General features: G+C 35.9%; 7 protein-coding genes. 3 read left to right on the plus strand and 4 right to left on the minus strand.

All coding sequences use genetic code 11. The features are described from left to right. Positions 1-643: 643 nt before the first annotated feature. On the plus strand, positions 644-1,171 hold the full coding sequence (locus tag ACT3RM_RS16740; protein ID WP_444511436.1) for a hypothetical protein: 528 nt from the start codon (positions 644-646) through the stop codon (positions 1,169-1,171). Positions 1,172-1,264: 93 nt separating this feature from the next. On the opposite strand, the gene ACT3RM_RS16745 is transcribed toward ACT3RM_RS16740, so the two are convergent. Both ACT3RM_RS16745 and ACT3RM_RS16750 read right to left on the minus strand, forming a co-directional pair. After that, positions 1,265-1,612 carry a hypothetical protein gene (locus tag ACT3RM_RS16745; protein WP_444511437.1) on the minus strand — a complete coding sequence of 116 codons (348 nt, stop codon included), beginning with the start codon at positions 1,610-1,612 and terminating at the stop codon, positions 1,265-1,267. Then, a complete protein-coding gene (locus tag ACT3RM_RS16750) occupies positions 1,596-1,871 on the minus strand; it encodes a type II toxin-antitoxin system Phd/YefM family antitoxin (protein ID WP_444511438.1) in 276 nt (91 codons plus the stop codon). Before ACT3RM_RS16750 ends, ACT3RM_RS16745 begins: the two co-directional genes overlap by 17 nt. A 1,087-nt stretch (positions 1,872-2,958) precedes the next feature. Here ACT3RM_RS16750 and ACT3RM_RS16755 point away from each other — a divergent pair. Beyond that, positions 2,959-3,339 (plus strand): hypothetical protein, encoded by a 381-nt coding sequence (locus ACT3RM_RS16755; protein ID WP_444511439.1) that lies wholly within the window; start codon positions 2,959-2,961, stop codon positions 3,337-3,339. Between the two features lie 73 nt (positions 3,340-3,412). Continuing rightward, positions 3,413-3,877, plus strand: coding sequence for a hypothetical protein (locus ACT3RM_RS16760; protein ID WP_444511440.1), 465 nt, complete (start codon positions 3,413-3,415; stop codon positions 3,875-3,877). Positions 3,878-3,998: 121 nt separating this feature from the next. Here the strand turns inward: ACT3RM_RS16760 and ACT3RM_RS16765 are convergent, their stop codons facing one another. Further along, positions 3,999-4,649 (minus strand): hypothetical protein, encoded by a 651-nt coding sequence (locus tag ACT3RM_RS16765; protein WP_444511441.1) that lies wholly within the window; start codon positions 4,647-4,649, stop codon positions 3,999-4,001. Continuing rightward, positions 4,646-5,351 (minus strand): site-specific integrase (locus ACT3RM_RS16770; protein ID WP_444511442.1); only part of this gene is annotated, 706 nt, incomplete at its 5' end. The genes ACT3RM_RS16770 and ACT3RM_RS16765, both read right to left, overlap by 4 nt.

Consider the following 5,351-nt stretch of genomic DNA (forward strand, 5'->3'; position numbering starts at 1 on the left):
TCCATGTACTGATCAGCCGAATCTTTAACTTGATAATTTGGGATTTCTTGTTTCATGCTAATTTAAACTCCATTACTTGATAGTAGACCTAACAGCTTATTGAACATCATTTTGGTGGTTAATAACACACCAAAGCGGCGGTTAATAATGTTATCGATTAAATTAGGATCCTACTCACCCAAATAATACTCAGTTTAACTTTTATCAGTGTCCGGTTTTCGCTCAGAGCTGTCTATTTTCTTTTAATTCCTAAGCTACAGGCAAAAGAGATAAATCAGAGGCGTATAAAGACGCTGGAAAACGAGTTTAGCCGTTTTTTGGTACTTGCACCCAATCTGAGTGTGAACCGGGTAAAAACAAACGCTTTGTTGGGCACAAACGGGGAGTTTGTCCTGAGAAAACCTATTTAACATAAAAACCGTTGCCGGCCATCGTGATACTTTTTGATGGTTCAGGTGGTGTTTTTATCGAAAGGCGTTTTTTTAGATGTTTTTAGGTGCTTTGAGCAGCCTTGCTCAGCTCCGTTATTTAAAAAGCTAAAGCGTTTTGAAAGTACTTTTATATTGTTTAAAAAAAGGCTTAAGGTTAATGTTGAGGAGATGAGCAAAAAACAACTAAATATAACTAAAATAGTGGGTTATCTATGACAAATAAAAGAAAAAAAATAATTAACGTTATTGCTTTTTTGTCTATATTTGCAACTTTTATAATTGGCCTTAATAAATATAATGCTGAAGAGGATAGGAAGGTAGCGGCTAGAGCTGCGGCTAGGGCTGAAATGGTTAAAATGTTAGAGATAAAAAGAAAAAAAGAAATGCTTTTAAAACAGGAGGCTTTACAGCAAAGAAATGCACAATGGGAAGCTTTGAATTCAGAGGGCAGACTAGCGTTTAGGCAAAATGAATATAAAAAAGTAGTAGAATCACTTGTAAGTAATTCTCCAGGAGAAAATGATGCAATATGTTTTCATGCAGGGGTTGAAGTGTTTGGAAATGACAGGGCACCCCGCCACCATTATATTCAAGCTTTTAGATACGAATGGATGAATGAAAAGCTATTCAATCGTCTTTTGATTCAAATGTATGCCAAAATAACAAAACTACCTCAACGAGAAGAGCATGAAACAAGAGAAATATTAGAGCTGTTTTACAAAAAATATTGTAGAACATAAAGGCTAATAGCACTTCTGGAGAGCAATACATCGTTTAGAGGAGCAGCCGACATTTTTTCGCGCCTGTTAGGGCGCAAGAAAATAAAAAAGTTCTTAAATATGCATCAGACAGTAGTCTGTCAGGGCCCTTTCTATATCTTGTTTTTGTGATAAAAATACATCAGCCACTACTTTACTTTCATCTTTTATGACGCGGTATAGTATTCGAATGCCGCCTTTGTTGTACTCTCTCCATGTTTTAATTCCAAGTTCTTGCATTAGAGGCGGTGATATTTGGCAAGATTCCGGTGCTCGTTTTATTCTTTCCTCAAAATCATCTATTATTTTCTCTATTTTACTAATAACTTCTACTTCAGTTGAGTAGTATGATAGATGATTGATTAGGTTTTCCGTTGTCTTATCAAATGATTCAGTGTATTCGATCTCAAATTTTTGCGTCATTATTCATTTTCTCCGCTTCAAGTTTACGATTGGCTAATCGTTTCTTGAATGAAGCACTAGACATAACTCTGTTGTTTTTTGAATCTTCTACAGAGAATGATAAAAGCTTCAATAAAGCGACCGCTTCATCTCTTCTTTTCTTCTCTTCAAATGACTCAATAACAAACGATGGAATTCCGTTCTGAGTTATAATCATAGGCTCATCAAGTGTTAAAGTAGCCGCATTTTTCTTTAGGTAGCTGATAGTCTCAACTCTCATAGTATTCACCTTTTATTTATCCCAAATTAAGCACGAAATATTCAACTGCTTACTTAAATTATAACATGAAAACATCAAAAGACTAAATTTAGTCTTTATTTAGGCCTCTTCGCAAGATGTGTATCTTTATTTTAAGGTTTATCCACATGAGTACTTAGGGTAAACCTTTTTAATTGATTAGCTGTTAAGGCTGTCAGGAAGTGGTGTAAGGGAGTTTTATGGTGTCATGCTAGTAATCCTATTGCTTAACTTTAGGTGATGTTGAGGGGGCTGTGGTGGTAAACGACTCAGGCTAAGCGGCTATTATAACAATTAGAGATCACTCCTTTACTAACCTAACAATAGCCTTGTCCATAATCCTGGCTTTTAACTTTATTTAGGCAATAGAATGTCTATGATACGGGCGTGACCTGTACCAAAATCATTATCTTATTGTTTCTTCTAATTAGCTGTTGTCAGGTATCTATTTATGGTTGGATTGTGGGCGCATAAACCAACGGCTAGACCAATACCGCCTTCCTCTTGTTCATCAATCAACTGGCATATAAACCAGCATTCGAGGACGTTTTGAATGTCACATTACCTATTTTACCGCCGTATCAAGCGGTGCTTAATTAGAATCAGTATTTAATTGTTTTTCTATTTCTCTGAGTGATAGAGCCGCTAAGTTTTATTATTGTGTCAGCGTTGTATTTCCCAAACACACATGAATAAATACAATCCATGAGAAATTAAAGGGTGCTGTTATAGGCTCTGAGAACTATTTGATATGAAATATTTTGAGGAATGTTTGAAATCAAATTCTAGTATTGCTATTATTAATTTGAATCTGATTCAAGCTACTCATATGTTACAGCATATTTGTAGTTAAAAGAGGTCTTGTTACAGCAAGGCCTTTTTGCTTTCTGTAACAAAATTTACCACTCCTCTTATCTTTGATCAAATGCTAATTAACTAATTCAATTCAAATATTTCACTGTGTCATGTTTTTAAGGCTGGTTTCGTGTACTTGTAATAAAGATGATACTTAGTTAACGTAACACTTTCTGTTACCCTCGTAGGGTATTGATCACTATGGAATGTAACAGTGTTAGTTACTATTACTGAAGCCAGTAGAATTACTGGTAAAGCTAGAAAAACAATTTACGCTCATGCTAAGTCAGGCAAGGTTTCGTTAAGTAAGTTTAATGATGGTAGGACTGCTATAGATACCTCTGAATTAGATCGTGTTTATAAGATTGATTTACAGAAAGTGTTACCTGAAAAGCAAGGTAAAGTAACACTTGGTAACAGTGATTCAAAATTAGATTTACTTCTTAAAAAGATTGGCTCTTTGGAAAATGAGATTAAATATTTAAGGGAAGAAATATCCTCTCTGAAGCTGATAGAATACAAACCAAATGAAATGCCCGTTAAGAAAACTAATGAAGTAAGCAACTTAATGGCTAAATTAAAGAGTAAGCTATAAGAATGGATTCATTGTAATCACAATGATATGGTTCTTAGCCTAATGATTATTAAATCAAATATAGGGAAATAAAATGATTAAAAAGTTAATTGTATTATCAGCTGCGCTAGCTGTAACTGCTTGTTCTACTGTAACTAATGAGCCAGTAAAGATTGCACCTTTTGAATACAATATTAGTGCCAGTAAGAATGATATTTATCTCACTGCAGTAGATTGTACTTTGGAGCTTATTACAGCACCTACAAGTAACGGACAGTTTTTTGATTATCAGGATAAAGAATCAGGACGATTAGCTGTTGCTTTTCAAACTAAATACCCTGCTACCTTTGGTGTACAAATCCCGCTTAAAACAACTATGACCATAAAAGCTAGTGATAATAAACTGAATATTAGATTCGGTGCGTTACAGCAAGATCTGGGCTCTCCTATTTTTTGGACAAACGTTTACAAGGAAAAAGATGGAAGTACTTCTGAAGCTGAAATTAAGCTAAAAGAAACTGCCAATAGCCTTTCTAACTGCATTCGAGAAAGAGCTTAATCTGAGCGAGTAAAATATTTGGCAAGTTTCCCTGCTGCTCCATTCTTTGTTTGTATTCGATTTTAGGGTGGCACTAAACAGGCCATATCAGATAATAGCGGTTTTCTTCTAATGAAAATCGCTAATTATAATTTTCTTCTATAAATCTGTTTAAGTATTCTGGATCAGTTTTTAGCTTGCTTAAAATATTATTTTTTCTCTCAATAGCGGTACTATGGTTTTTAGCTTTATTTTTAGCTTTTTGAGCCTCTTGTTTGTAGTGCTTCACCAACTGGTTATTTTCATCAATAGTTTTGTTTAGTTCATGTAACTTTTGACTTAGATTTATCTGTGTACGCATTAATTCTCTTTCTTTTTTTAATATTACGCTTTTTCTTTCTTCAAGTTCGATGTGTTGGTTCTCTACTTCAATTTCTGCTTTTTTCCTAGCTTGTTCTTGTGCGTTTTTAACGTCATATACGCACTGTATTTTTAAGCTTTCGTAGTGCTCTAGGTTCTGTTTAAGTTCATCTTTTAGGATTTTCACTTCGCTGTTCTGGCTTGCGTCAAACACCAGTGAAGTAATGGCGGCTATAATTATTGTTACAACTAACCCAGCAATTATGCTGATCGGCCATAAGGCGAAAAAGCGTTCTGTCGTTGTGTAGTTATCTCTAAAATAACCCCCATTTTCTTCTATTAAAAGCGTTGTACTACTCAGCACATCGATTGAATACCAAAGACCTAAAGATGCGGATATAAGCACTAAAAGTGCTATTAATTCTGTTTTCATCGTAAATAAACTTCTGTAATTTCAGGCCGAAAATGGCCTAGCTCTTGGCTAACTGTTTTAAGTGCCGTATCGCGAAAATAGCCTGAATTTTGCAGCTCGTTCATCCTTTCTTGAGCGTAACTATGGCGTAAGCCATGCGCTCCTTCAGACCAACCAAGTGCGCGATTTGAGGCTTGTGTATATGAATTAGACCACTTTTGCCCAGCACCTATATCGTATTTCTGTTCGTAATGAACACCGCGATCTGTGACTTGTTGCGGTACATCTAGCCTGCGTTCTTCTAGTTTACTTGCTAGCTGAGTAGGGATAAGAACTTCGCGAGTCAATCCGCCTTTACCGGTAACGGTATAAATTACGCCCTCTCTACTTTGAAATTTACTATCGATTTTATCGCGTTCATCAGCTTGTTTTTCAGATACAGGTGAGAGGGTGTGTAACTCGTGAGCTCTGAGTCCGGCGGCATAAGCGATTTGAGTAGATAAAGCATTTCGTTCTGTCTGCGACTCAGACACTAATTTCATTTGCTCTGTTGTATAAGCGCGACTTGAAAGTGCTTGTTCATGCTCAGATTTGATAACAGGTAAACGTTCGCCTTGCTCAAGCTTAGCCGTTACATGAGTGAGCATTGATTGAATTGCCTGGCGTTCCATATCAAGCGTTTTCTGTCCTACGTCCTGGCCTCTAGCCTCAAGGTATTGAATA

It is taken from the genome of Pseudoalteromonas sp. AOP7-A1-14 (genome assembly GCF_052376275.1).
GTDB lineage: Bacteria > Pseudomonadota > Gammaproteobacteria > Enterobacterales > Alteromonadaceae > Pseudoalteromonas.